A 1,127-nucleotide genomic window follows, 5' to 3' on the forward strand; every position below is an offset into this window, starting at 1 on the left:
TACATAACAAAGCATTTAAGACGGATTCGCAACGCTTGGTGTTTTTAGTGTAAATTCAGTTTTGTGATTTAAGTGGTTTGCCGAGATATTGGTGTTTAGCGTTGCTCACCACTTAATGCGGCGTTATATGCCAGTAATCAGAAAGTCGATAGCAGCAATAATCTCATTTCTAAAAGTGCTCAACTCATTCACAGGATCACGCAGGATTTTAGTTGGAACACTCGCCATTTGGTGAGTTAGGATTACGAAGTCGCCTTCATCGATGTGGATCACTGGGCACAGGTGGGTAGGGGCTTTCTTCTCCAACATTTCAACCGGTGTTAAGGGAATCACCAGTCGGGTATTCAGCGTATCAAGCATTTCACTTTGAACATCAACAAAGTATGGATAAGCGGTAGCAGTGCTTTTATCGTTATTTTGGTATAGTGAAAATTGTGACATTAGAATACTCGGTAAGAATCGGAAAACAGGCCGTGATTTTCTGTTAGTTCATTGCAAGCGCTAATAGCATCTGCATTTTGCTTTAACCACTCAGTTTTACGGCGTTGTTTAACTTCTTTTTCAAGAGCTTTTTCCATTGTTGCAGAGAGGTTTATGTTTAGTCGCTTAGCTTCAGCGAGTAGTTCGCTGTTTAAGCTTAAGTTTGCCGCCTTTTTGGGGGCTTGCGTACTATATGAGTTTCTCATGATAATTACCTATGCGTATTTTTAGTGCGCATTAAGTATAGGCGCACTAAAGGCATATAACAAACAATTTAAGAGTGATTCCCCACGCTTGGCATTTTTGGTTTGGGTTTAGTTTAGTGTTTACGGCGTCCAAGTTGAGTGCAGTGGTAGCGTGGCTCACACCTTAATTGGGCGTTAGCTGTGGTTAAGAAAAACTGTGAATTTAAGGTGGAAAGGCTTTTGGTTTTCTAGCTATACACCGGATAAATCTCGGTTCTCAACTATCTCGCCAGTGGCACTTTTCGGGAAGCGTTTGAACTTAACGAAGTCTGCTTACGGGAAGTGTTGTGTTTGTTAAGTTCGTTGGCGCGGCTTCTTTGATGTTGAAATTTATGGATCCCTAAATTTGTTTCGAGTGCTCTATGGCTGACTTTTCCGATAGAATTATTTGTAAATTACCAT

Annotated in this window: 2 protein-coding genes; both read right to left on the minus strand. The window is 40.9% G+C overall.

From position 1 onward, the window contains the following. Positions 1-123 precede the first annotated feature (123 nt). Positions 124-441, minus strand: coding sequence for a CcdB family protein (locus tag HGG78_RS18825; protein ID WP_020838906.1), 318 nt, complete (start codon positions 439-441; stop codon positions 124-126). Beyond that, entirely contained in the window at positions 441-686 is a 246-nt protein-coding gene (locus tag HGG78_RS18830) for a type II toxin-antitoxin system CcdA family antitoxin (protein WP_172533828.1), read from the minus strand. Before HGG78_RS18830 ends, HGG78_RS18825 begins: the two co-directional genes overlap by 1 nt. Positions 687-1,127: the final 441 nt, after the last annotated feature.

Source organism: Vibrio aestuarianus, assembly GCF_012395185.1.
In the GTDB taxonomy this organism is placed as follows: domain Bacteria; phylum Pseudomonadota; class Gammaproteobacteria; order Enterobacterales; family Vibrionaceae; genus Vibrio; species Vibrio aestuarianus.